Annotated in this window: 14 protein-coding genes and 6 pseudogenes; 4 read left to right on the forward strand and 16 right to left on the reverse strand. The window is 44.7% G+C overall.

The genetic code is table 11. The features are described 5' to 3' along the window. Positions 1–49: 49 nt before the first annotated feature. Complete coding sequence (locus tag CCS41_RS04320) at positions 50–2,632, reverse strand: hypothetical protein (protein WP_119797259.1); 2,583 nt, start codon at positions 2,630–2,632, stop codon at positions 50–52. A gap of 60 nt (positions 2,633–2,692) precedes the next feature. Between CCS41_RS04320 and CCS41_RS04325 the strand changes: the two genes are divergently transcribed. After that, positions 2,693–3,001, forward strand: coding sequence for a hypothetical protein (locus tag CCS41_RS04325; RefSeq protein WP_119797260.1), 309 nt, complete (start codon positions 2,693–2,695; stop codon positions 2,999–3,001). Here the strand turns inward: CCS41_RS04325 and CCS41_RS04330 are convergent. The 4 genes from CCS41_RS04330 to CCS41_RS04345 form a co-directional block, all read right to left on the reverse strand. Next, complete coding sequence (locus CCS41_RS04330) at positions 2,982–4,346, reverse strand: glycosyltransferase family 32 protein (protein WP_162859988.1); 1,365 nt, start codon at positions 4,344–4,346, stop codon at positions 2,982–2,984. The two genes, CCS41_RS04325 and CCS41_RS04330, sit on opposite strands and share 20 nt — an antisense overlap. Further along, positions 4,264–5,955 (reverse strand): hypothetical protein, encoded by a 1,692-nt coding sequence (locus tag CCS41_RS04335; protein WP_119797262.1) that lies wholly within the window; start codon positions 5,953–5,955, stop codon positions 4,264–4,266. Before CCS41_RS04335 ends, CCS41_RS04330 begins: the two co-directional genes overlap by 83 nt. 91 nt (positions 5,956–6,046) lie before the next feature. Next, positions 6,047–8,698 carry a hypothetical protein gene (locus CCS41_RS04340; RefSeq protein ID WP_119797263.1) on the reverse strand — a complete coding sequence of 884 codons (2,652 nt, stop codon included), beginning with the start codon at positions 8,696–8,698 and terminating at the stop codon, positions 6,047–6,049. Positions 8,699–8,753: 55 nt separating this feature from the next. Beyond that, on the reverse strand, positions 8,754–11,381 hold the full coding sequence (locus CCS41_RS04345; protein ID WP_119797264.1) for a hypothetical protein: 2,628 nt from the start codon (positions 11,379–11,381) through the stop codon (positions 8,754–8,756). 381 nt (positions 11,382–11,762) lie between these two features. Here CCS41_RS04345 and CCS41_RS04350 point away from each other — a divergent pair, with 381 nt between their 5' ends. Both CCS41_RS04350 and CCS41_RS04355 read left to right on the forward strand, forming a co-directional pair. After that, the gene (locus CCS41_RS04350) at positions 11,763–12,722 is read left to right on the forward strand and encodes an IS110 family RNA-guided transposase (RefSeq protein ID WP_162859989.1); all 960 of its coding nucleotides are present in this window, start codon (positions 11,763–11,765) and stop codon (positions 12,720–12,722) included. A 17-nt stretch (positions 12,723–12,739) separates the two neighbouring features. After that, positions 12,740–13,483: pseudogene (locus CCS41_RS04355) on the forward strand (integrase core domain-containing protein); the annotation flags it as partial. Between the two features lie 166 nt (positions 13,484–13,649). Here CCS41_RS04355 and gndA read toward each other — a convergent pair. Both gndA and galU read right to left on the reverse strand, forming a co-directional pair. After that, positions 13,650–15,061 (reverse strand): annotated as a pseudogene (gndA, locus tag CCS41_RS04360) (NADP-dependent phosphogluconate dehydrogenase). Positions 15,062–15,076: 15 nt separating this feature from the next. Continuing rightward, positions 15,077–15,963 (reverse strand): annotated as a pseudogene (gene galU / locus CCS41_RS04365) (UTP--glucose-1-phosphate uridylyltransferase GalU). Between the two features lie 310 nt (positions 15,964–16,273). Between galU and CCS41_RS04370 the strand changes: the two are divergent. Next, positions 16,274–17,856: pseudogene (locus CCS41_RS04370) on the forward strand (TerC family protein). Positions 17,857–17,892: 36 nt separating this feature from the next. Here CCS41_RS04370 and asmA read toward each other — a convergent pair. The 9 genes and pseudogenes from asmA to CCS41_RS04415 form a co-directional block, all read right to left on the reverse strand. After that, positions 17,893–19,712, reverse strand: a pseudogene (asmA, locus tag CCS41_RS04375) (outer membrane assembly protein AsmA). A gap of 52 nt (positions 19,713–19,764) precedes the next feature. Beyond that, positions 19,765–20,346, reverse strand: a complete 582-nt coding sequence (gene dcd / locus CCS41_RS04380; protein ID WP_119797267.1) for a dCTP deaminase — start codon at positions 20,344–20,346, stop codon at positions 19,765–19,767. Next, positions 20,343–21,506 carry an iron-sulfur cluster carrier protein ApbC gene (gene apbC / locus CCS41_RS04385; RefSeq protein WP_119797268.1) on the reverse strand — a complete coding sequence of 388 codons (1,164 nt, stop codon included), beginning with the start codon at positions 21,504–21,506 and terminating at the stop codon, positions 20,343–20,345. Before apbC ends, dcd begins: the two co-directional genes overlap by 4 nt. Positions 21,507–21,633: 127 nt before the next feature. Beyond that, the gene (locus CCS41_RS04390) at positions 21,634–22,128 is read right to left on the reverse strand and encodes a lysis protein (RefSeq protein ID WP_119797269.1); all 495 of its coding nucleotides are present in this window, start codon (positions 22,126–22,128) and stop codon (positions 21,634–21,636) included. Beyond that, positions 22,113–22,610, reverse strand: coding sequence for a lysozyme (locus CCS41_RS04395; RefSeq protein ID WP_119797270.1), 498 nt, complete (start codon positions 22,608–22,610; stop codon positions 22,113–22,115). Before CCS41_RS04395 ends, CCS41_RS04390 begins: the two co-directional genes overlap by 16 nt. A gap of 322 nt (positions 22,611–22,932) precedes the next feature. Continuing rightward, on the reverse strand, positions 22,933–23,727 hold the full coding sequence (cysE, locus tag CCS41_RS04400) for a serine O-acetyltransferase (RefSeq protein WP_119797271.1): 795 nt from the start codon (positions 23,725–23,727) through the stop codon (positions 22,933–22,935). A gap of 65 nt (positions 23,728–23,792) precedes the next feature. Beyond that, positions 23,793–24,787: pseudogene (gene gpsA / locus CCS41_RS04405) on the reverse strand (NAD(P)H-dependent glycerol-3-phosphate dehydrogenase). Next, complete coding sequence (locus CCS41_RS04410; protein ID WP_119797272.1) at positions 24,787–25,368, reverse strand: protein-export chaperone SecB; 582 nt, start codon at positions 25,366–25,368, stop codon at positions 24,787–24,789. The pseudogene gpsA and the gene CCS41_RS04410 overlap by 1 nt, the downstream one beginning before the upstream one ends. Positions 25,369–25,481: 113 nt before the next feature. Beyond that, a complete protein-coding gene (locus tag CCS41_RS04415) occupies positions 25,482–25,925 on the reverse strand; it encodes a rhodanese-like domain-containing protein (protein ID WP_119797273.1) in 444 nt (147 codons plus the stop codon). Positions 25,926–26,224: the final 299 nt, after the last annotated feature.

Genomic DNA, 26,224 nt, shown 5'->3' on the forward strand with positions numbered 1-26,224 from the left:
GTTTGCTCGGTCGTGGTGACCGTTACTGGTATTTTACCCGGCTCCAGCGTTAATGATTTAATTCTCCCTGCCAATGGCAATACTTGATAGGCAAATCGCTTACCGTTATCTTCACCTTTGATGATTGCCCCCGATACCCTTTTTCTTTTTCATCCTTATCGTTGCTAAAAGCAACCTGAACCAATTTGAGATTTTTTGCCGTGATACCCAGTAAGCGATGCCGATCGACGCGAAATAAATCTTTAATCGCCCATGATAGGCGCGAAATAAGCGCCGCTTTATATTTTATTTCAAAAGAAGCGTAGTCCTCATTAAAGTCATGATCTAATATTTCGGCGCTCATCGCTTGACCTCGCTGAAAACCGAGATCTTGATCGTTATAGTAAAACTTGCCTGAGTAGGTCATATATTGTTCAATCCGGGTCATTTCAAGTGAACCGGCATTGAGTAGCTTAGGGACGGATATCTTCTCATCGATACTAATATGCGGATGATATTGTTTCAGTTGTGCGCTAGCGGTCACTTTGCGATCGGGCGCGGACGCCATTAAGGCCTCCAAATCTTTTGCTTCTTGTGTTTTACGATTGATTTCATAGTCAACTGCTACCTTTTGATTGGCGGCGGTCACTTTATCCAGATCGCTTGCGGGGATCAGTCGTCGGCTCATCGCATGTTGTAGTAACGGCGCCAGGCGTGCTGATGTCACGGCGATTTTTTGTTCATCCATTGCCCATTCCATATCATCATTCGTCGCCAGGTTACAGATCGCGTTGAAAGAATAAGCGGTTGATGAACCGGGTTGTACCCGTTCTGCCATGGTCACACCGTGGCGAAAATCGACGGAAGTCATCTCGAAGCCATAGGTTTGTTGAGGCCGAATATCGCGAACCAGCAATTCCGGCGCATAGCGGCTGGCCAGAAGCGCCAGCGCCAGCCGGCTTTCTGCGCGCGTGGTATTGGATAGAGGGATTTTTAAATAGATGCTTAGGCGAATGGCTAAATTAGCGGTGACCTGAGTAAAAGTATCATTCCCCAGCGCGCCGGTATACAAGTTAAAGTTAGCAATATAGCCCGCTTTATATTCATTTGGCGGGTATAAATAATCGGTGATCACAGCCAGGCCTATCGCTTTAATTTCACCAGCAGAGCGTTCTGGATTAACGGGTTGTAGCGCCTGATCCAGTCTGCCGATATCATTGGCGGGCAAAGGGCGTTCTGTATTAACGGGGTTCAGTGCCTGTTCCAGTCTGCCAATATCATTGGCGGGCAAAGTTTCTTCACTGTCATCGGGATTAGTTTGATCGGCACAGTCGTTCGCTAATTGATAAAACGCCGGCAGATCGGTGACGATAGTAAAAATTTTATTCAGTGATAGCTGGCCTGCTTTGAATAATTTATTTTTGAGTAAAACACTGCCCAAATAACGAATTAACGCACTTTTGGTCGCCGCACCGCTCAGAGTGGTCAAGGCCGTGCTGACCTCCGATTTCAATGCCGGTGGGGTGGTGCTGTCATTCCTAACTTGCGCACGCGCGGTTTCTTGCTCTTCAGCTGAGATGATCGCAGGTGATGCAAATACTTCCCCCTCCGCCTCTCGGGTGAGCAAGGTGGCGACCTGATACGCCATATTACTATCATCATCGTTACTTCTATCAAATAAAGACGAGTCTAATAATGTTTCGGCGAGCACCAAGGCTTTTTGTTGGCGGCTGTTTTCTGGTAATGACCATGACACCGAATTTTGTGCTAAGAATTGTGTAGCTATTTTCTTTAATAGCTGCCAGGCGTCTTTGTCGCTGATCTTACCGAGGTAGGGTTCAAATAATTGGCTGCTGGCCAGATGGCGAGAAAAGCGCCTGATTTTATCGCCATGGAGTTGCAGCATCAAGAGCACGAATTCATGACGACGATAATCGGAATCTTTATCGAAAATACCGCTCTGAATAAAACCTAACACCTCATTTAAATTGGGTAATAGAGTTTGGTGAGCCGTCGGCAAGGTTTGATTCGCATTATGATAACGCCACCAGGCCGCCACTATGGTTTCACCGGTCATCGCTGTTATCTGTTCTGAGGCCACTTTGGTTAATTCTTGATAGTAACAGGCTTGTACTTCAGCGATAAAAGAGAAGTATCCGGGGTCAACGGTTAAGTTTTTTTTCATCTGCGGATCAGATAGCCGTGCAACTTGTTCATGCAGCTGAATTTCTATCGCTGCCTCCGTGGGCGCACTTTGAGCTGCCGTTTGCGAGAGAATCTGAGTCGATAATAAATTCACGATCGGGCGAATGAGTTTAAAACAAAAAAATAGCACGTCCTGTTCACTCGGTGTTGTTCCTTCAATTTTTGTGGCGCCAGTAACAAATTCTTTTACTTTTTGTTTTTGCGCGAAAGTAGCAAAGCTATCATCGTCACTCCACACTGAACTTGAATTGAATGCATCAATATTGCTTATCATCCCTCCCGGGATGGCTATAAAGCTCGCCTCTCTGAGCAGGTTTGATAAAAGAGAAAAAGCGGCCTGTGCTTCGGTCTCTGTTGGCAGTGCGGTGTTAGCAAAGGGTGAGTTGTTACGCAGCTCGGCAATAGTCAGGTTATTGATATCGGATTGGTTAACGTTAGTTTTAAGCATAGGTTGCCTCTTTATTTTTATGTCGGATGATTGATCACTGGTTGAATTAATACCTGGAAAGTGAGCATTCAGAGTGCAATAGGGCCCGATCCCAGGCGAAATGCACATAATTTTGCCGCCGGGCGACAGCGCTGGCTCAGGAAAGGTGCTCAACAGCTAGTACGGGCAATGCTTTCCGCGAGATCAGGGATGTGGTTAAAGGATTTATCGATGAACGACTGTCTGTGCATCCCTCGGCAGAGATCATCAGCGGAAAACTGTGCATCAATACGCGAGGTCGTACTTCACTGGGAAAAAGAGCTGAAATACGACTGCCAGAAAATGTTTACTTATTGGATTGCGATAGCCCCTAACGCGTATGCTGCATAGATTGTTCAGCACCGATATTAACCTCAAAAAACATCGAGTCGAAAGGGAAGTAATAGTCAGACGCGTTCTTTGCTGCCTTGATATAGTCTTTTGATACCACCCCAGATGAAAACTCGAGGTGTTTCTCATGTAGCTTGTCTAGAAAGTAATAATCAGGTCGCTGTTGGCGCAGTACATCATTAAACATTGTGGGGCCAGTGACGTCGAAAATTTTTCGTTGGTAAGCCTTAAATTCCGCTCGGGATGCTCCCTGATTTATATAAGGACGAGGGGTAGCAAAAAATGCTTCATTTTTTTTATAACGCTGATTCATCTCTTTGATCATTTCCTTTAATACCGGATTATTCGGCTGACTGGCAAAACAACTGGTGTTATGACCTTTGAATAAAGTGGGTTCATGCGTTACCACGCCATTTAGCAGTATGTCATTAGGCATTGCTTTCAGTTGAATACCATGCACCTTGCGTACAATGGTGTCATCTGTATCGAGGTAAATCCCCCCGTGCTCATCGACTAGGGGGTAACGCAATGTGTCTGATGTTGCTGAGTAATTTTTTCCGATACCGGCGCGAAAATGTTGATACATTTCTCCTGAGTCTGTCTTTCTAAAATTACGAAAAAACTCGTTTTGGTGCAGATCGCGGATTTCGATATTACCCACTTTATAGCCCAACTTAGCCTTTATTTTTTCGGAAAATTTAGTGGCAATTTTATTGTTTAATTGCCGTTTTATCTCTTTGAAAATAGTTGAACTATCCGCATCAACGTGAATAATCGATTTGTAGTTCGGGCTGTTTTTCACATTTTTAGCGATGTTATCGAGCAATTTATCCGGTATCACCTCACCGACCCAAATATAATGGATCTGCTGTGGGATCAATGCTGCCTGAGCAGGAGGTACTGATGAGATACTGCCTAATGTGATGATTTCGTGCCTTATTGCGCTCGGCAATTGATTTTTTATTTGTTGAAAATCAGCATAGCTGCCCGATTTCCATTGACCTGACGGGTCTGGCCAGATGGGATCTCCCAGCTGTTTTATAGATATTGCACGTCCTCTTTTCATTACCGTTGTCTCTGTTACCTCTCGCCATGTGCCCCAATCGGTATCGTATACCACAGAGATGGGATCACGCGTCTGACCGCGATAAAGTGAAAATTGCCGCGTTGTATTGCCAAAGTCATCTGGTTCTATCTCTAGCTGTATTCCACGATACCGTGGGAGTCTAACCTCTTTGGCTTTAAACGCGAGGGCAATATCCTCACTGAGTGGAGCATTGAAGCGTGCCAGAGGCAACGGAATAACACCGGGTACCGGTTTCAACAGGTAATAATGCGTTTTCACCTTGTGGGTGATACTCTTTCTTTATAGTTGCCAAATAATGGTCGATAATCTCCTTTTCCTGTGTATTTTTTTCTCTATAGCGAACAAATTGCACTTGGTCATACCATTTTAGGTTACGTGCATTTGGCATCTTCGCGCCGTAAAAAATCAAAGGATCGGCTTCTAACATAATTATTTCAGCCCCTTCCTTGCCTGGGTCTGTAATAATGAGTGCGCGCAGCGTGCGTTTATCCGCTATGTTGTCGACAATACCCTCAAGTTTTATCACGTAGGTGTTTTTATCCAGCACTTGATCAGCAAACGCATGAGGTTTGCCGAACAGAGGCTCTGACTCGACTCGCCCCCGCACCTCCTTTTTATAAATTAATGATGTGTTTTCTTCGGCTAATGCTAGCTGTTGTTTTCCTGCTGGATCGTAGCGATAAATGCGTCGTTCCAAGACTAGTAAGCCTGCAGTTTGTTCGCCGGTCTGACCATGCTGATAGCGTTGGTGGGTCAGTGCCTGGTAACGAAGTTCTCGCGGATCATCGAATGACTTAAGCTCTTTCTCTAAACACTGCTTACCAAGGCTACGTCGTACCCGTAGGCCACAGGAAACAGATTCTAAATTCTCGGCCTCGGTCGAAACTCGGTGTTCCAAATCGCGTAAAATGGATTGATGTGGTGTGGCGCGATAAACGTGGCTGCCAACGCCAAAATCAATCCCTAGGCTATCACGATCAACAATTCTCGCCGTTTCGTTTAATGCAACATCGGTGATAAAACCCCCGTTATGTACATTCGGTACTAGCTTGATCTCCCGGGGATAGAAAAATGTTGCGTGCTCACCGGCGTAGCCGGGTAAGGATAATAAAGGCCCGTAGGGCAGATTGTTGGTGGCATCCACCGCATGAACGCTACCTTCGCTGGTTGAACGGGTTAATACATGACGCTTCTGTTCCAGATCACCCAGCAGAGTCGTGGGGAATTTGGTGGCGGTTAAGCCTTGTGGCGCGCGATAATAACTGCCATTAAGTATAATGCCCTCTTCTATAAGACGGCTACTTGCCTGGGTTAATTTGGCGAGTGTGGGGACCTGATCCAATAATATCCGCCATGCCGAGGTCAGCAGCCATCTGCCACCTTTGATCATATCCGGCAAGGCGAATACCGTGCTTTGTTGCGCTAGGCCGCTAATTAATTTAACCGTAGCGTCACTCATCGCTTCGCCTAGCGAAAGCAGGGTCATTTCTCCCGCGCGCCAGATAATTCGTGCGGTTGAGCCAACGAACTGACCCAGCGGGATCAGAGCAAAAGCAATATCCAATGCACAGCCGCCAATCACGCCCGCGCTACGCTTTCCCTGAGCCAGATCGGTAATACAACCGAAGAAGGGGATCAAGGTACGGGCCATAAAATCGACAATGGCACGTTCTGATGCAAATACCTGCTCCCATCGGGTTTCACCGGAATGTACTTTTTTCGTCGCCGTCAAGGGATCAGCCAACAAATGTTGTGCAGCGGCAGTCGCTATTTGATTCATCGCTGCTGTTTGATCGGCAGAAGCAGTGAAAATCAGTGGCGCAGCAGGGAGTAGTGTTGCTTTACGTGGATCGGGCACCTCTTTCATCGAGCGCGCCGGCGTGCCGTGCAAATAGGCACTGCTATCAAAAGGGAGCTGTGGAGTGATGATCGCGGCCTGTCTCCGTGTCGCCTCTTCGTCATTGCGCTCGGTCCGGCTGATCTGCTATGTAATGATGACCATAGTCAAAACTCTGCTCGATTTTCCTCGCCACCCCTGCCGCGGGAATAATTTCAAAATAAGCTTCGGTAGCGGTGTTATGCTGTTTAAAATCATGACTATGATCGCCAGATTGGCAGCGGATAAAAATGCCTTGATAGGCTTGCTCGTCAGCAAATTTTAGTCGACTCAGTTCACAGGTTGACGTAGCCAGTAGTGTACGATCACTGGCCGGTAATTCTAACAATAACCGCTGTATAATATCGGTTTCGGCAGCGGTTATCGTCTGAGAAAAAAGCGTAAAAGCGCTGTCAAAAGCATGAGGGACATCTTGAACGCCCTCTATATAACGATCACCCATCATCATCAGATCCACCAAAGAAGGATAGGCTTCAGGAGTGTGAGGTATATAGCCCCCCCGCTCATGTGGTCCCGCACCCCAGTTAGTAAAGAAATTCGCTTTACTTTCATCCCATGTCTCTTCAGTTGCCTCTAACACATGACATCGCGTTAAATATTCCTGATGAGGTCGTGGATCACCCGACCAATACTGTTGATCCACCCCTGCATTGGTGAGTTGGTGCTCGGCTATCGCGCGGCGATCAGGCGCTTTGCTCTGCAATTTATTGAGGGCATTGGCATGCTGATTTTGCTGATCACGCAGATAATTTACCGCCGTGGTGATCTGCTCTGTGGTTGCCCTGTGAATGTCATTAATTGGCGTGATAGCGTTGTGTGCCTGTGCATAGCGTAATGCGGGATACACCTGCGTCTCTACCCATAATTTTTGGATTGATGGATCCTGGCTACTCGCTAGCTGGGCAGATAAGGTAACGACGTCGTCAAATTTTGCCCCATGAGAGGCTCCCGGCGTCATCGCCTCTAACAGTGCTATACCGTGTAGCAAGGCTACACTTTGCAATGAACGACCATAGCAGAGGGAATCTGGCACATTGAGTATGAATAATTCGGGGGCTATTTCACGGCATAGCAGGTAGTGCAGCATATCCAGGGTAGCGGTTGAGACACCCGGGTTACGCAATGTTATCGAGGCTTTGAGTCGATCAAACATCTGGGCGTGGGTATATTCCGTCGCTTGGTTATCTCGGAACTCTTGCATGATAGAACGCGTGGTGCCCACGGTAGCACCGAGAAAATGCTCAATGATGACTTTACCAACCAGTGCCTGAGTCACTCTCGGTGAAGTGCGTTCTTTTGCCTCACCACCGTACCAGCCGATTCTTTTTAGCAGAGGAGCGGAAAATTCAGTGAACTGTGTGGTTTGCATCAATGCCTGCCAGGTATCACGCGCCGATTTGCGCAATTGCCGCTGTGTGCCATTGTGCTGACAAAGTGTGTCGATCCCGATCAGGTTAAAAAGTTGATCAGCAGGGGCAGTGCTGCTGCTCGCTGCCAGTAGAACATTGAGCTTAGGCAATGGATCAATCAGTGGTAGTGGGTTAGGCGCATTTTCAACTTCCTGAGACTCTCCCGCCTGTATGATCATCGGTGCTAATAGCAGAGCGGCGATCTTTAATGCTTGCTCCGGTTTGAGGGTTGAATGCTCTCTACGCAGTGAGATGGCAAGAGATAAGGTTTGCATACCGGGCGCATTTTGTGCCCGTTCGATATCAGTCGCGAGCCAGGTTCCATTATCAGGGTTGATAACATATTGTGTGATCTTATGATAAAACAACATTCTTGTGGCTAAAGATACCGGCTCTCCCAAATCGATTGTGCTAGCATCAGCCATTTTAGAGAGATAAATCTCGATCGAAAGCCACGAGGCAACCGAGCTTATTTGTTTAGTCAGTGCCGGTACGAGCAAATTGTCCTGGTATTCATGGGGTAGCGGTGCTAATAACCGATCAAAAGCAGTGGTAAAGACCAGTAAGGGAGCGGCATCTTTTTTTCCTTCGCCTTGAGCAAAGCCATCGTACAGATCCGCTGCTGATACTGTGGCAAGCCATTCAGCGGCAATATAAAGTCTTTCTCCACGTTTGAACTGTATCATCCATGAACGTAGATCCGTAGGGACAGGGGTTAATAGCCCTCCAAGCTCCGAGTAATCACCGGCTCCCAGCTGGATTTCTTTATCCCAAAAAGGATTTATTCCGAATAGATACTTCTCCAGCTGTGCTTGCGCACTGGTGCCAGTCAACGTTGATTCGTCTATCCAGGCTAGACGCCCGAAAAAATGATGTACCAGCGCTGGCGTGACCTCATTTGCAGGACAGCCGAGCACTTTTTCTACCAGGGTTTTACTACGCGTCGAGCAGTAAAGTGTTAACAACTTGGCTTCCTGACCGGCATGGGAGCCAGCGACTACATCAGCAATAGGGAAAGTGATCTCTGCGCCGAAAAGATGCGCTAGCACGAGCCTGACCACCTTAAAGTGTTTTAATGCCTTTGCGGAAGTGACTAATGCGGATTGGGCAGTAATATTAGGTCGAATCTCATTGGATATTTCGCTTTCATTATCATTACCTAACTCATTAATAACTGCTTGTAATAATTGATCATCTGTCAGGCGCGTTAGATACGACATATTAGGCATATTAAGGTTCGAGAGGTTGGTGGTCGATTCTACTTCATGGTCTGCAAGATCGTTTGTGGTGTTGGTAATAGACATATTGGTTCTCCAAAAGAGCGGAAATAAACGGGTTGCGGATCATTACAATCAAATATCAGGCCGATAATAATATCGGGATCTTGATCCCCGCATTAGCACGATCAGTGATATTTTGCTCACCCAGCGTTTTAATATAGTGATTAACCAACTGCTGAGCGGTGGGTTGAATACCATCATAAGTGAAAGTAAATTTCAGTTTGTCAAGATTTGGTTTCATCGGGGCGAAGGCATCATTAATCACCAGCCATTTTGTCCCTATCGACAAACAGAGTGCTGTGTTTTGGCGCTTCATCAACACCTTTTGTGGCGTGATGGTCGCGTCAATTTTGCAAATGACCTGCCGATCGGCATCATGAAAGAGGCCGATTACGGGATAGGGGAGGAGTTTTAATTCAAAAGTGAAGGCTTCAGTTTTCGGTTGCCGGATCTGCAGCAAAAAATGCGACACCCCATCTAGGCTAAAATAATCGTGCGGTTGGTCAATGTGATCGGCATTGAGCATCAGTATATCGCCTTGACGGCTATAGTGACCTGATGATGCAAAATCCGACGTTCCAGTATAGCTTGCTGTTGCTGAAATTTGTGTGGTAGCCGTCCTCAGTTGGGCGCGGTCACCGGCACTGTTGGTGGTACTAAAATAAGCGGTTTTGCTTGCTGTATTACAGCCTAGGTAGGGCGCATGAGATCGTGGTATAAACAGGGTTTGACTTTTAGGATGATACCAGTCGGTTTGTTGGTCATAAGGCAGCGTGATGATCTCAGGCAAGGTTAGTTTACTGAATATGCCAGAAAACAGGGTCTTGATTTGTGTCTCCTTCTGTTGGTATTTCCTACTAAAGACGGTGGTGACACCGATTAAATCAAACGTAAAATCGGGTGGATTTGAGGGGGTATTGACTGTAACCGCCAAAACTAATCCGCTGGTAGTGATCACTTGCAAACTGCCATTGGCGGCCATGCTGGCTTCGTCTACCTTTTCACCGTACGGCAGTTTACCGGTTTCACTCTCCTCTGTGCTGCTGGCGGGCAAAATAACCGCGTTGCTGAGTAAGGTATTGATCCCTCTTGGTTTGCCATTGTAGCTAAACATCTCAGCGGTAATATTTTCTCCCGGCAGATAGCGGATCACTTTTTCACGCGTAATCGGGCTGTCGAGCATCCAGACCCCTTGCCTCTCATTGGCGTGGCCCAGGTAAATTTTATCTTCTTTACAGAGTAAAAATTGACCGAAGCGGGTGATGCTGGTCTGCGTTGCTGCTACTGCACTGGCGCTATTGGCATTGAGTAATGTGCCGTCTTCCAGGCTATGACTGGTGAGGTAAGCGCGCAGGCCATCACGCCTATGCAGGTAAACCCCTTTATTGGCCCCGGTGATGTTTTTGATCTGTTTTTTGGTTAAACCCAGTCTGAGGAGATCAATTTCTTCGGCATTATTATCTGCGTGTTGCAGATATAGCGCATGGAATTGATTGTAGTTATCCGCTTCAGTGACTTGCCAATAATAATAGTGATCAGCCGCTGTCGTTCCTGGCACTATTCCTACCAGATGAATATGGTATTTAGCATTATCCAGTGTTGCCGCTGCTATTCTGGCGGTGATGGTGCCAGTAACCCCCTTCAAGCTGTTTGGCATCGGCCAGATCAGCCGATCACCGATGGTGATACTGCTGGTGTTTTGCGGTAGCTGTGGTGGTAAAAAAATAGCCTTGGTTGCTGTTGAAATACCGAGAGCTTCTTTTATTTCCAAAGGAGAGAAGAGTTTTAATGCTGTATATTTCGGATCTTCTAAGGGTTGGGCTCCCGCTCCCCACTGTTCCTTCCATTGATATTTTTTCAAGTTCTTCATTAATTTTTTTAATTGATTGATGTCACTATTTTTTAATGTCTGCTGCTCTTGGTCGCTCAGCCCTTGTCCTTCAATTTCAAGTAGATATAGTTTATCGCTTGTCTTGGTGGTATCAATCAGATAGGTTAAAAAAATCGTCTTTTTCCCACTATAATCAGTAAACTGTTGCTTAAACAGAATGCCTTTTTCTAACACTTGCGTTTGGATCATGGTCGAGGAGGTTTTGACGTCTTGCTGATGATCCATAAGATGGACTATTGGCAGATAGATCCGATGCACTTGATTGGTGTTTAACAAGCTGATCCAAAATACCTGTTTTAAGGTTTGATTAGCGTGCTCATTCAATACAGAAAAGGTGATGTCACCTTGGTAAAAAACGTATTTATCATTGTAAAACATTAATTTAACTTGATTAAATTTTAGATCGGTGCTGTCTGGGATATAAACCACTTTATCCGGATCTTTAAGATAAAAGCAGTTTTCATTGTTAACGCCATTGAACTTAAACTTATCTACTTTCAAATAATGAATGATCCGCGGGTAGCTCGCTTCGGCACTAATGAATTGATTGACTTCTTGCAGCGTATGGCTATTGCCATTACCTGGCACAGGCAGCGCGTGGCGAACCGGATAGTGATGGCTATCTTGTGGAATATCCAATGTTATCGTGCCTCGCTTTAGCTGAATGCGCAGTGTGGTTTTCGTTCTATCGCTAATGGTAATGATGGCGATGGTTTCATCCTCATAGGACCCATTGGCGAGTAATTTTTTGCTCGAAAAGGTGAGTTTTCGACCATTAGTGCCTTCTTTAGCATCGCGCACTTCAATCAACGGCAAATGGCTAGCTTCAATGATCCACTCAATTTTTTGATTATTACTCTCAATTTTAATCGCGCCCTTATATCTTGATTATTAACTTTCAAAGGTTGATGATCCCCAACTGATCATTGGGATGTCACCGGAGAGTTTGTTTGCGCCCTTATATCTTATATCTTGATTATTAACTTTCAAAGGTTGATGATCCCCAACTGATCATTGGGATGTCACCGGAGAGTTTGTTTGCGCCCTTAGGCTTAAAGCTTGTGCAGTCAGATAAAACCCCGGTGACATATTTATCGTCGCCTGTAAGACCGAACGGTATCTTGTGCTAAGAGCACGTATTTATAAGGAAGGTCGGGGCGATCATTTAATTATCTGTTTTTCATGGGAGAATCAGCCATGGACAAGACCTCAGTGGGTATTGATGTTGCCAAATTAAAATTCGATGTTGCAGTGTGGGTAGAGAGAAAAAAGTATAAAACAAAAGCATTCCCGAATACCCCCTCTGGATTTAGCCAACTACTGAAATGGCTTATCCCTTACGGGGATTGTCATATTTGTCTCGAAGCCACAGGGAGTTACAGTGTTCCACTGGCTATGTTCTTAGTTGATAATGGCATTGACGTCAGCCTAGAAAACCCATCACGTATTCATGCCTTTGGTGAGAGTGAACTGAGTCGGAACAAGACGGATCAGGGGGATGCAAAAATGATAGTGCGCTACTGCGCACTGCATACACCTGTCCTCTGGACTCCTCCTCCCTTGAGCGAACGTCAATTAACCGCGCTAGTACGCCATCTAAAGAGTTTAGAGGAAATGAGGCAAATGCAAGAAAATCGGCAATCAGTGGCTGACGATGTCGTTCAATCCTCACTGCTTGAAATCATTTCTGCACTTAAACAACAAATCCAGGCCACCAAAGAAAAAATAAAAAACCATATCGATAACGATCCTGACTTAAAGAAAAATAAAGCGTTGCTGGAGAGTATTCCTGGTATCGGTGAAATACTAAGTGCCAGTTTGCTGGCGTATGTGGGTAATGTGTCAAAATTCACTAACAGTAAGGCAGTGGTGGCCTATGCCGGGCTTAACCCAAAACTTTGTGAATCAGGTTTATTTAAAGGACGGAGCCGCCTATCAAAACGGGGTCATACCGAGCTCAGGAAAGCGTTGTATATGCCCGCTCTGGCTGCCCTTTCTTGTAATCCGATAGTGAAAGCACAGTGGCAACGACTCGTATCACGCCATAAAGGGGGTAAAATGGGCGTCTGTGCAGCAATGCGCAAATTACTCCAACTGGCGTATGGTGTGCTGAAATCAGGCATCCCATTCGATACAAAAATAGCACTTGCATCATGATGGGCAAGACGGTATCTGACCTGGAAAATATCAAGAAACGCCTTTCTGCCTTGGAAGCCAAAGTAGCGCAGGAGGGGTACTTACTGACGGAAGCCCAACTGCAAGCATTAGAAAAAGTGCAGGATAAACGAGAAGCTCATGGACAAATTGAAACGCAACATCCGGGCTATCTCGGCTCTCAGGATACTTACTACGTGGGGCACATTAAAGGTGTGGGTAAAATGTATCAGCAGACCTTTGTTGATACCTATTCCAGAGTCGCTTTTGCCAAGGTCTATACAGAGAAAAATGCCTTGGTTGCCGCAGATATGTTAAACGATCAGGTGCTGCCATTATATGATGAGCAAGCGGTTCCCTTATTGCGTATCCTGACCGACAGAGGGTCAGAATACTCGGGGAAAAAGGAAACCCATGCGTATCAGCTTTACCTGGAGCTAGAAGATATCGAGCATACGCGGACCAAGGCATACAGCCCGCAGACTAATGGTATCTGTGAGCGGTTTCATAAGACGATGAAAAATGAAGGCTATGACGTGATGTTTCGGCGTAAAATTTATTCATCATTGGAAGACATTCAGCAAGACATCGATAAATGGCTCGCATTCTACAACAGAGAGCGACCTCATTCAGGCTGGTATTGTTATGGCAAAACCCCCTGGGAAACTTGGATTGCATCAAAAGAGTTAGTAAAAGAAAAACAACTCGATAATTTATTTGAACCATCGCACAGTCAGACTACTCTGACAAATTCGATGGCTTAGCTTGTGTCTGTCAGGTTAAGTTTGAGCTACTACACTCAAAGACCATTCGAGATCGTCATGCACACTCAGATGAAGAAGAAGATCGTATAGCATTCATAATCAACCACCAACTCCCCAGCTGACATTAATAAATTTAACGTTAACTGGGGATCGTTATCTTAATAATCTAGTCAATACTCGTCCATTCACTATGAAACACACCCTCTTTATCAGTGCGTTTATAAGTATGAGCGCCAAAGTAGTCGCGCTGTGCCTGAATCAGATTGGCAGGTAGCACCGCAGCACGGTAGCTATCGTAGTAGGCAATCGCAGCAGAAAAAGTAGGGGTTGGGATGCCATTTTGTACCGCATAAGCCACCACATCACGCAATGCCTGATGATAATCATTCGCGATTTTTGTGAAGTAAGGTGCTAACAGTAGGTTGGCAAGATCCTTATCTTCAGTATAAGCATCAGTAATTTTTTGTAAGAACTGGGCACGAATAATGCACCCAGCACGGAAGATACGCGCAATTTCACCGTAGTTCAGCATCCAGCCATGCTCCTTTGCTGCCGCTTTCAGTTGCTGAAAACCTTGTGCATAAGAAACAATTTTACCCAAATACAATGCACACCGAACCTTTTCAAAAAATTCGCTGTTATCACCATTAAAAGGCTGACTGTTCGGACCCTGGAGCACCTTGGAAGCCGCTACACGTTGCTCTTTCAACGAGGAGAGATAACGGGCAAAAACCGCTTCAGTGATCAATGTTAATGGAATGCCAAGATCTAGCGCACTTTGACTGGTCCATTTGCCTGTTCCTTTATTCGCCGCTTCATCGAGTATCACATCAACCAGATAACGATCTGTATCGCCTTTTTTTATGAGTATATTTGCTGTTATTTCAATTAGATAACTATTCAGTTCACCTTTATTCCATTCACTAAAAATCTCTGCTAATTGGTCATTATCACCCTTCAATTTCAGTTTCAGCAATGAATAGGCTTCAGCAATCAGTTGCATATCACCATATTCAATACCGTTGTGTACCATTTTGACATAGTGTCCGGCACCATCGGCGCCGATATAGGTGACACAGGGTTCATTATCCACTTTGGCCGCAATTTTTTCCAAGATCGGGGCCACTAACTTGTATGCTTCTTTCTGACCACCGGGCATGATCGAGGGTCCTTTCAATGCCCCTCTTCACCACCAGAAACACCGGTACCAATAAAATTAAAACCTTGCGCAGATAATTCGCGATTACGACGAAGGGTATCCTGATAGTGGCTATTGCCACCATCGATCAGAATATCACCTCGCTTTAAATGAGGAATCAGAGAGGCAATGGTTTTATCAGTGGCTTCACCCGCTTTCACCATCAGCAGAATACGCCGCGGTATTTCCAGTGACTCAACGAATTCTTCGATGCTATAACAAGGAAATACATTTTTTCCAGGATGTTCGTTGACGACTTCCTTTGTTTTATCCTCTGAACGGTTAAAAATCGCCACTGAATAACCACGACTCTCAATGTTGAGCGCCAGGTTACGCCCCATCACCGCCATACCGACAACACCAATCTGTTGTTTCGACATATCAAAAACTCCTTTCTAAAGCTGTTTTAACCAAGCCGAGAATGCCTCACCCTCGGTCTCATGACGCCTACCATAGCTGACAAAGGTTTTCATATAACCCAGTTTATCACCACAATCGTATGATTTACCGGTCATATGAAATGCCTCAACTGACTGCTGTTTTATCAGCATGGCTATAGCATCGGTTAACTGAATTTCCCCCCAATTCCATGCGGGGTTTTTTCCAGTAATGACCAGATATCTGCCGCAAGAACATAACGCCCTACCACTGCCAAATTTGACGGTGCTTTATTTACAGCAGGTTTTTCAACGATATTGGTGATGACTGCGCTCTTCCCTGGTAATAAATCCACACCATCAATACTGGCAATGCCGTATTTAGACACATCCTCTGCTGGCACCGGTTCTACCATAATTTGACTGCGACCCGTATGTTCAAATTTTTCAATCATACAAAACAGATTTTCGCGCTTAAGATCTGCTAGCTTATCATCGAGTAAGACATCTGGCAGCAGAACAATAAAAGGAACCTCTCCGATTATTGGCTTAGCACAGAGTATCGCATGCCCTAATCCCTGTGCTTGCCCTTGACGTACGTGCATAATGTTAACGTCATGCGGACAGATCTCTTTGATTTCTTTTAATAATTGACGTTTGACTCGCCTCTCTAACAGGGTTTCTAATTCGAAAGAAGTATCAAAATGGTTTTCTATGGCATTTTTTGATGAGTGGGTAACAAAGACAACATCTTTTACACCGGCAGCACCACATTCATTGACAATATATTGAATTAACGGTTTATCAACAATCGGCAACATTTCTTTTGGGATCGCCTTGGTTGCCGGTAGCATACGCGTGCCAAGACCTGCCACCGGGATAACCGCTTTCCATCTTTTTCTCATTTTCTTCTAACCTTGATGATGATAGACCTTATCAATTGAATTGTAATCCAAGCCTTGCTTCTTTAACACAGGTTGAGGATCGCTAACGTAATATAGCATCCAGGTCGCTCACTCATAAGAAATCTACTGCTGATTTATTCGCCTAATATTGAATAAAAAATCATCATTATTACCAATTTGATTACAGAATGACATGCTAGATAGCTTTATTAATGGATCAATATCCTTGATTGCTAGTTGAATTTTATCTCATCAGTACCCATTATTCTGGCTACGGTATAAGCCGTGACGAAAAGGTATAACGAAACCTATGGAATGGATCCTGGATCCAACTATTTGGGCAGGCTTGGCAACTCTGGTGGTGCTCGAAATTGTATTAGGTATTGATAACCTAATATTTATTGCTATTTTGGCAGAAAAACTGCCGTCTCATCTACGGGATAAGGCGCGTGTTAGCGGGTTGGTCTGTGCACTCTTGATGCGATTATTGTTACTGACGGGTATCTCATGGATAGCGAGCCTGACGACACCACTGATAACACTTTATGCTCATCAGTTTAGTGCTCGTGATCTGATTATGTTAATCGGTGGGATATTTTTGCTTTTTAAAGCCACTGTCGAACTGAATGCTCGTTTAGAAGGGAAGGATCACCAACAACCTGGTCAAGATAAAAGTGCGCGTTTTTGGCCTGTTATCGCACAAATCGTGGTGCTTGACGCCATTTTTTCATTAGATTCTGTGATCACCGCTATCGGTATGGTCAATCACCTCGCCGTTATGATGGCAGCAGTGGTCATTTCCATCGGTGTGATGCTGCTGGCCAGTAAACCGTTGACCAGTTTTATCAACGCACACCCCACCATTGTTATTCTCTGTCTGAGTTTTTTGTTAACCATTGGTTTCAGCCTACTCGCCGAAGGCTTTGGTTATCTTATTCCGAAAGGCTATCTGTACGCCGCAATAGGTTTTTCCGTCGTGATTGAATCCCTCAATCAATTTGCCCAATTTAATCGCCGTCGCTTTCTTTCTACTGTACGACCACTACGAGAACGTACCGCAGCAGCAGTGTTACGTATGTTAAGTGGCAAACATGAAGAAGCAGAACTGGATAATCATACAGCCAATCTGATTGCCGACAATACCCGTGAAGGTCAGGAAGTGTTCAATCAACAGGAAAGACGGATGATTGAGCGAGTCCTGGGGTTAGCACAGCGTACCGTCAACAGTGTTATGACTTCCCGTCATGATGTGGAGTACCTGGATCTCAATGATCCACCTGAAAAATTGACTCAGCTATTAACAAAAAATCTGCATACTCGCCTGGTAGTGACCGAGGACAGTACGACAGACGAACCATTAGGCGTGATCCATGTCATTGACCTATTGAAACAGCAATTAGAAAAAAAATCCCTGGATCTACGTGCCCTGATCCACCAGCCTTTGATTTTTCCCGAACAAGCTTCACTGTTAATGGCTCTGGAGCAATTTCGTCAAGCTCAAACACATTTTGCTTTTGTCGTCGATGAATTTGGTACCATTGAAGGGGTGGTGACATTAACTGATCTGATGGAGACTATCGCAGGTAATCTACCCGTCGCGGGGAAGTAACGGATGCACGCCACGATATCCAACAAATGGAAGACGGCAGCTGGATTGCCAATGGCTATATGCCGCTCGAAGATTTAGTATTGCATCTACCACTCCCTATTGATGAAAAACGCGAATATCACACTTTAGCGGGTTTACTGATGGAATATAGTCAACGGGTTCCTCAAACCGGAGAACAATTACAAATCGGTAATTATCTGTTTGAATCACTGGAAGTCAGTAGCCACCGTATCAATAAAGTAAAAATCACTTCGCTTAACATTAATCAAAATAACATATCATAACTCAGTGGACTTCTTGTAAAACCGTCACGCCACTATCTACGGTTGCACAAGAGGTCTATTACCTTCGATTATATTGCGTTCAACCCAGCCGTCGAATGCTTCTTTGGCTTTTTGCCTTAGCTCATCACGCAATAATGATTCCACATCCAATTTATATTTTAATTGCTGCCAGGAACCATAAATACGCAGAGGTATCTCAGTATTTTGTAATATCCTGATCAAATCTGAGTTTCCTCTCCAATCTTGTATCACCCGTACATTTAAGTTGATATCACATTGTTGCATCGGTAAATCAATCATAGCCTTCCCTTAAGAGCAAGTAATGCTGAATCACCACTGAGGTTACTCACTTTCAATATCCCTTGATGCAACGTGAGATCAGCTCGCAATTTCTGTATCGAAGTATCAGTAACATAATCATCTTTCCCGCTCACTTCACTGGTGCTATTGGTCACCGCCTGTTGGATAAGTTGCTGTATATTGATGCCATGAAATTGCGCTTTTTCCATGCCAAATTTTACATAACCTTGCCAACGCCGGCTAAAAGCCTCCATATTCAAGCCATCACCTGATAATTCCCCCTTCATGGAACCGGCACCACTCAACAACGGCGGTAGCCCAAATGCACTCAATATCGGTGCGAGCTCCATATGATTGACTACAGGTTCAATAGCAAGTTGCATTCTATTACCGATGACGTTAGCCGTACCCAATATGGAAAAATCGCCATTGAGTGCATGACCCAATAATCGTTGTATTACTAAGTTACCTCGCTTATTTTCCGCCGCCAATTCCAGTTGATTTATTTTTATCCCACGATAAACCAGAGTGTCAGCATTCAAGGTCAAGTGGGCGTTAAAATCACGCAATTTTTGTAAACCCTGCCGTATATCTTCATCCTGATTGGCGATAACCGGTGCTGTTATCACCCGATATTCAGCCGTTGTTTGGCGCTTATCTTGTGGTGGTTGCCAGCCCTCGATGCTATCAAGATTGATGTCTTTTGCTGTTAATTTTATCAAATAGTCAGGAATGTCGTCTAACGTGGCACTCGCATTGCCAGTGAACAGGTTATTGTTAACCTGTACCTGCAGCTGATTTAACGCTAAACGTCGAGAAGCAGCCTGGTAGCTGGCTTGCGTATTTCCTTCTCCACTGATCCCTATCACTGGAATATCAGCACCTTCTAGCCGGTAAGTAAACTGATTAACATTAGCATTAATTTGCTGTGGATAATCTCGTAAATCGAGATCAGCACCTAGAGAGAAGGTCAAATCTCGTTGATTACGGTTCACCTGGCTGGAAATTGATACCGTTAGTTGACGAGGTTTATTTTGTACCAGGTCGAGATTAAGGCTGCGTATATTGATTTGATCATCGTTAATTTTCTGCCAGATAAGCAAACTATCAACCAGTTTTACCGTACGAATATCCAACGCCCAAGCGCTGCTACCGTTAGTGGGACTACGACTGTTAACAACAGCTACCGGAATATCAAGAGGTTGACTTTCAGGGGTTAAACTGATCACAGCCCTTTTTAACATTATTTCTTCGATCTCGAGTCGATGAAATAATAACGGCCATAGTTTAACATCCAAACGCATATTTTCTGCACTCACCACAGGTGTGGGTGCACCAGGAACGGTTAATGTCATTCTGCCAGCAATAATGCTAAATTGCGGCCAGACATGCCAACGCAGATCACCATCAAAATTAAGCTGATAGCCGCTTTTTCTAGCGACCTGTTTAACCATGTAGGCTCGAAAATCATTAGGATTTACCAGCAGCACCAATGTAGTCATACCCGCCACCAGCACAGCTAACAAAATAACCAACGTTGTCAGTAGTCTTCTCATGACGTCCTCTTGTTTAGAGCGTCGCTTACGACGACTTCGAATAAGTTCTAAATCAATCTTTATCGATACGGCTAGCAACAGCACCCTGTTGATCGCGGTATTTAGCGTTTTGTCGGCTATTATAGGGACGAGCGGCAGAACCAGAAAGCGGCTCAAAACTTAGCGCGCCAATTAACATCCCCGGGCGCAGTGCCAGCGGCAACTTACCTGAATTATAGAACTCCAAGACGATAGTACCTTGCCAACCGGGATCGATACGGTGCGCGGTAACATGAACCATCAATCCTAAACGTGCTAAAGATGAACGACCGTCAAGCCAACCAACCAAATTATCCGGTAGCGTTACCGATTCCAACGTTACCGCCAGCGCTAGCTCACCAGGATGCAAAAAGAAAGCTTCTCCTTCCGCTAAAATAATTTCGTCACTCATTACCAGCTCCAATGCAGCGCTGATGTTCTCTTTGGGGCCACTTAAATCGATAAAAGGAGCGGTATGGCCACAGAAAACACGGAACTGGTTGCCCAAACTGACATCAACAGTAGCACCATTAATACGCTCAACTGGCGGACGTGGAGTAATCGCCAACGTGCCATTGTCCAGCCAGGCTTCTATATCACGATCACAGAGTCTCATTGCAAATTCTCATTTAATTTAGTCGTGAATGATGAAGGGATAATCACAAGGCTCGAAAGGGGGATATCTGGTAGTATCTCCTCACTACAACACCAGTACGTTTCAGCCGCCACTCGAGAAGCTAATTGACAATAAATATCGCTAAAATCACTGCCTGGATGACGGATCACCGTCGGTTCGCCACAATCTAAATCCTCACGTAAAGCAATATGCAGGGGTATTTGACCCAGCAGTTCACAATCATATTGTTCTGCCAGTTTTTTTGCCCCACCACTGCCAAAGATCGCTTCTGAATGATTGCAGTTACTACAAATATGCACACTCATATTTTCGATAATGCCTAATACAGGTACTTCCACCTTTTTAAACATTACAATACCCTTCCGTGCATCGATCAATGCAATATCCTGCGGCGTAGTCACCACCAATGCGCCAGTGACCGGAATGTGCTGTGCCAGCGTCAGTTGAATATCACCAGTGCCGGGCGGCATATCGACAACTAGATAATCTAAATCAGGCCACAAGGTATCTTGCAACATCTGTATTAGCGCTTTACTCGCCATTGGACCACGCCAAACCATCGCATTTTCATCGTTCGCTAAATAACCAATGGAATTGGTTGCCAGCCCATATGCCATAACCGGCTCCATATGTTTACCATCAGGCGAAGTCGGTCGTTTACCCATAGTCCCCAACATATTAGGCACTGATGGACCATAGATATCTGCATCCAAAATGCCCACCTTAGCACCCTCTTTTGCCAACGCTAACGCCAAATTGACTGCAATACTGGATTTGCCAACGCCACCTTTACCGGAGCTGACCGCTAAAATATTGCGCACGCCTTGTATGTTTGCCTGCTTGTTAAGTGGACGTAATCTCTTAATATCATGTAAAAGCTTCCAGTCGATGGCCTTAGCACCGATCACTTTCAATAGTTTCTTATTGGTTTCTTTTTGCAACGCTGCAAAAGCAGAAACCCAGACAAAAGGCATGATCAGTTCGATATGCAACGTATTATCGAGCAAAGCGCAATGATGTACAGCATTTAGCTTACCCAGATCTTTTTTCAGCGTCGGATGAACAAAGCGGGTGAGTATCTCAATAACCTGTGATCGCAACAGATCAGGAATGCTCTGCTCAGAAGATTTTCGGCTCATCCTAATTCCTTGAATTGATCTAAAGACAATAGCCAGTAGCATATCAGAACTCTGTTGCCGTAACAGGACTGTCCCATCAAATTTTATTTGATAAAACCATGCAAGGATAATTATGCGCGGAGAGTAGTTAGTTTTTTGGGGGTGATTTAGCTAAACATAAGTTATTGATATAAATCTGTAATCCGGCAATCTGGGTCGTCGCTATGGCTATGTTGGTTCTGAGATTGAGATAATCCCATTGAGAGGCGTCAGTAAGTCGGGCGCGGGGAGCATCATCCACGCCGGTGGCGGTGGTGGTTTTGGACATATCGCAGCTGGCGTTGAGACGCAACCGCTTATTGCCATGAGCAAGAGCAACACGTAGGCTATCGATATTGGCTTTGGCATAGGCTAACTCCTCAGTGTATTTTTTATCTGTGGCAGCAACAGTTTCCTGCAACTTTTTCAGTTTTATAAGATTTTTTCTGCTAGTGGTAAGTTCTCCATTCAAAGTGGTAATGGTTGTGTCTTTTTCTGCCATTCTTCCTTGATAGTATTTTTCTTGCTGAAGATACCGTCCGTGGTAATAAAAGAGCAACCCAATTAACACGGTGATAAATAAAATCATTAATCGACCATACATAATTCTTTCTCCTGTTGACGACGTATAATTTGTCCGTAGCAATTGTTCGATCGGATACGACAATCTCTGCCGCCATCGAATATCCAGCGTTTCATTTCAGCACAAGCACCCTGACGATCACCGCTATTTAACTTGCGAAAAAAAGCGGACTGGCGACAGCGACCAATCCCAATGTTATAGGCACAAAAAGAAGCCACACCGGCTTTCTGTGGCTCAGTCAACGGCACTTCAGTATAGTGTTCGACAAGTGCTAGCGCTTTTTCTGCCTCTACTTTGTTTCTGATCGCACATTGAGCTTTAGTCAGTGTCATACCTTCGTAAACACCAGTAGTGACACCTTGACAAATAGTCCAAATACCGCTGCTATCCTGATAAGCATGAAGTTTATCACCTTCACATTCGTTTAAAAAAGCCGTCAAAAGTATCGATGCGCTGGCTCCGGTGACGATCATCTCCTTAATCTTTTTACTCAATATGCTCATCGTCACGTCTCCTAAAAAATGACGGTGCTTCGTTGGAGGGAAATTTTCAAAAAATAGACTTAATGAGCTGATAGAGATCAACCCATTTATGTCGACGAATAAAATAGACTTCTTGCATAACCTGGCTGGACAACCCGCTATAGATAACAAGCTAAGGCAAGATAATAAAAACAAAGGCTCCGGCTATTAACCGGAACCTCATAGTTGGAAGAAGGGTACCAATGCGACCATGCGCTACTGTCGGTTTAACCTACACCAATTTTATGCAAAATGCAAAAGTTACCTAATGGATGGAATACCCTCATTACCGTATTCAGATAAGCTATCCAAGATTATTAAAATATTGATCCATGTCAAATGAAGGTTTTTCACTTGCCGGTTTTCCGACAACACGAGCAGGTACACCCGCAGCGGTCGTATGTGCTGGAACAGACTGGAGCACGATAGAACCCGCACCAATTTTAGCGCCTACTCCTACCTCAATATTACCCAGGATCTTCGCCCCAGCACCAATCATCACCCCCTCACGGATTTTCGGATGACGATCTCCGCCCATTTTACCCGTTCCCCCTAATGTCACTGATTGCATAATAGAAACATCATTTTCCACTACCGCAGTTTCACCAATTACAATACCAGTGGCATGATCCAACATAATGCCGCAACCAACGGTTGCTGCAGGATGAATATCGACATTAAAGATCAGTGAAACCTGGTTTTGTAAATATATCGCCAGTGCCTTTCGATCCTGCAACCAGAGCCAATGAGCGACGCGATAAATCTGTAAAGCATGAAAACCTTTTAGATAAAGCAATGCCGTTGAATATTGATCAACAGCAGGATCACGTAAACGAACAGCGAGAATATCTCTGGCAGCAGAAATAACAAGATGAGGATCCGCGCAATACGCATCTTCTATTACTGTACCCATTATGCTAGGCCTCATATGAAGATCGGCTAATCTTTTAATCAACATATGACTTAACGCATCCGCCAGACTTTCATGCTTGAGTAATGTTTCATGAAAAAAATCAGTTAGCATAGGTTCATTATTACAGAGTGCTTGCGCTTCTAATTGAATACTGCTCCATAACTGTTTTAACTCTTTTGCCAACATTATTTTAGCTCTCAGGATGTATCCTTTCAGGAAGAAGATTTTTATCAACAAAACCTGTTCGAGATTTAACAACCCTCTAACAAGGTAGACGCAGCCTCACTCGCTTTTTTATCACAATATAATACTTGATAAATTTGTTCAGTAATTGGCATCCTGACAGCATAACGTTTTGCCAAAACCGATACTTCCTGAGTATTACGATATCCTTCAACCAACTGACCAATTTTTGTCTGTGCTTGCTGTACACTACAACCTTGACCGATCTCAATGCCAAAACGACGGTTACGGGATTGATTATCCGTGCAAGTTAGCACTAAATCGCCTAGCCCAGCCATACCCATAAATGTAGCCGCATCAGCCCCCAAAGCAATACCTAAATGGCTCATTTCAGTTAGACCTCTAGTGATCAGGGCAGCACGCGCATTGGCTCCAAAACCAAGACCATCAGATATACCCGCCCCGATAGCTATCACGTTTTTTACCACGCCACCAAGCTGTACTCCAATGACATCAGTACTGCTGTATACAAGGAGGCTCTTCCCACAATGGAATAACCGCTCCAAATCCTGACGAAAGCCGTCATCTTTAGAAGCCAGTGTAATCGCCGTCGGTAGCCCAGCAGCCAGCTCTTTCGCAAAAGTAGGGCCGGAAATAATCGCCAAAGGCACAGACTTACCGACAACCTCCTGCGCCACTTGCTGCAATAAACACCCCCTTTCAGTTTCTAATCCTTTACTCGCCCATACAATACGCGCATCAGCATGTAAATGGGGTTGTAATTGCTTTAGCACATTTTTAAAACAGTGACTGGGAACCACAACCAATACATTACGACTGCCAGCAAGCGCCTGAGCCAAATTACTTTCTAGTAGCAAATTTTTGGGAAAGGAAACATCAGGCAACAGAGTCTGATTATAGCGAACGCGTTGTAGTTCCTGAATATGGGGGTGTTACGTCCCCATAGCACCACCTTGTGACCATTACGTGCCAAAGCTATCGCTAACGCGGTGCCGTAAGATCCGGCACCAATAACCGTCATTGAAATATCATTCGTATTCATCAAGCATCCTGATGGGATTCAGAATTTTGGCCTTTAGCTTTTTTGCTTTCCGCTTTCTGTGCCAGGAAATCCATATACAAGGCATCAAAGTTAACCGGCGCCAAATACAGTGGAGGAAAGGTCCCGCGAGCAACCAGACTCGTGATACATTCACGCACATAAGGAAACAGTATATTCGGGCAATAAGCACGCAAACAAAGCTCCAGTGAATCACTGTTAGTCCCTCCGATGGAAAAAATACCTGCTTGCTCAACTTCACAGACAAAAGCGGTTTTTCCATCTTCTTCTTTCTCTTCTTGATTTTTGTCTTGCTTGCCTGTGTTGTTGTCTACTTTTTTCGCCGCTTCATCCAGAGTTGCTTTCACTGTGATACGCAACATCACTTCAAACAACTCATTCTCTGATGATGATACTTGCTCTGATGACGATAATTTTTCGTAATGCGTATCAAGATCAATACTCACTGTCGGCAACCACTCTTGCTGAAAAATCTGCGGCGCATGGAGGACTTCGAAAGAAATATCCTTGGTGTAAATCCGTTGGATATGGAACACCATATCTGTCTTGCCTTGTGCTGACATTTATATAAACACCCTTAAGTTAAACATTTCTGAAAGATGGCAATCGCCGTCAAGATACCGGTGTCACCTCGTTACAGTAATAACGCAAATTTTCACCCTGCCTTCCACTTACCCTATTTTTTTGATTTGAGCCATACCAGAGGCAAATTTTCTCGATTCCAACCCGATATCCCCTCTTTTAGGATAAAAACACGTTCAAAACCCGCCTTATTTAGATCACCAGCCACACTGCCAGCCGTCGTACCCGTGGCACAAACCACAACAACAGGCCGCGCCTTACGCTTTTTTAACTCAGCCAAATTGCCATTTTTTATATCGCTTGGACTTATATTGATCGAATTAGCAATATGACCTTTACGGTAATCTTCACGGCTACGGATATCAACCACAGTAGCATTTTCTTTATTAAGCAATCGTATTATCTCACTACGGGTCGTCTCTTTAACATTAGAAAAACAACTTTTAAGCATGATGATAATTACAGCACCCAGCAGCGCTACCCAAGCCAGACTTAAAATAGGATGTTGACCAATAAATTGCGTCATTTCTTGTAACATTGAGGTAAAAACTCCCGTGGGCTAAGAGGCAACAGATTTCTTGCAGAACCGTCGTTCGTTATGTGAAGTCAAAGCGCACACGTCAACCTCCGTTAACATACGAGTACATGAAGATTGCGAGTACCACGTAACGCCGAATTCACACCACGCAGCAGGCTATGCAAGAGGTCTAATATTTAAATCACAGAATTTAAGACCGCAGAGTATACCTGCGTGCTGTAGTAAATACAGCCAGTAAGCCAATGCAAATGCAAAAACTGAGAGGAAACTCGCCAAAATATGTTCCATTCGACAAAGTG

Source organism: Candidatus Fukatsuia symbiotica (assembly GCF_003122425.1).
GTDB lineage: Bacteria > Pseudomonadota > Gammaproteobacteria > Enterobacterales > Enterobacteriaceae > Fukatsuia > Fukatsuia symbiotica.

What these genes read in the sequence shown, in the direction of transcription:
- CCS41_RS04320 (WP_119797259.1), bottom strand. Translation starts at nt 2,632, where the DNA reads ATGCTTAAAACTAACGTTAACCAATCCGATATCAATAACCTGACTATT.
- CCS41_RS04335 (WP_119797262.1), bottom strand. Translation starts at nt 5,955, where the DNA reads ATGAAAGAGGTGCCCGATCCACGTAAAGCAACACTACTCCCTGCTGCG.
- CCS41_RS04340 (WP_119797263.1), bottom strand. Translation starts at nt 8,698, where the DNA reads ATGTCTATTACCAACACCACAAACGATCTTGCAGACCATGAAGTAGAA.
- CCS41_RS04350 (WP_162859989.1), top strand. Translation starts at nt 11,763, where the DNA reads ATGGACAAGACCTCAGTGGGTATTGATGTTGCCAAATTAAAATTCGAT.
- dcd (WP_119797267.1), bottom strand. Translation starts at nt 20,346, where the DNA reads ATGAGACTCTGTGATCGTGATATAGAAGCCTGGCTGGACAATGGCACG.
- apbC (WP_119797268.1), bottom strand. Translation starts at nt 21,506, where the DNA reads ATGAGCCGAAAATCTTCTGAGCAGAGCATTCCTGATCTGTTGCGATCA.
- CCS41_RS04390 (WP_119797269.1), bottom strand. Translation starts at nt 22,128, where the DNA reads ATGTATGGTCGATTAATGATTTTATTTATCACCGTGTTAATTGGGTTG.
- CCS41_RS04395 (WP_119797270.1), bottom strand. Translation starts at nt 22,610, where the DNA reads ATGAGCATATTGAGTAAAAAGATTAAGGAGATGATCGTCACCGGAGCC.
- cysE (WP_119797271.1), bottom strand. Translation starts at nt 23,727, where the DNA reads ATGTTGGCAAAAGAGTTAAAACAGTTATGGAGCAGTATTCAATTAGAA.
- CCS41_RS04410 (WP_119797272.1), bottom strand. Translation starts at nt 25,368, where the DNA reads ATGTCAGCACAAGGCAAGACAGATATGGTGTTCCATATCCAACGGATT.
- CCS41_RS04415 (WP_119797273.1), bottom strand. Translation starts at nt 25,925, where the DNA reads ATGTTACAAGAAATGACGCAATTTATTGGTCAACATCCTATTTTAAGT.